Below are 258 nucleotides of genomic sequence, written 5' to 3'. Positions count from 1 at the left end.
ATTTTGTCATCACGATCTTTGAACGCTTTTGTCCTTTCTTTTTCGAGGTTTCTAATTTCACGTTCAATTTTTTGTTTACGTAAGTATTGAGCGATTTCAGCTTTTTTATCACGCGCATTAACAAGACTATCCTGCTGCCTTGCATCTATTGTCTCGTTAGTTAGGTTTTCAGGGTAACCTCTTGATGGTGCAACCACGCTGCCTACATTACTTAAATCTAACGGTTCGCTTTGGTCGTCGCATGGGTCTGCTTGATAC

1 pseudogene is annotated in these 258 nt (G+C 40.3%); it reads right to left on the bottom strand.

Features of this window, described 5'->3' with window-relative positions:
- Window positions 1-258, bottom strand: a pseudogene (locus tag AAEZ02_RS22880) (hypothetical protein); the annotation flags it as partial.

This window comes from Shewanella sp. T24-MNA-CIBAN-0130, from assembly GCF_040310185.1.
Classification (GTDB): Bacteria; Pseudomonadota; Gammaproteobacteria; order Enterobacterales; family Shewanellaceae; genus Shewanella; species Shewanella psychromarinicola.
Note: the sequence above shows the minus strand (reverse complement) of the source record. Positions and strands in the feature narration are given on the sequence as shown.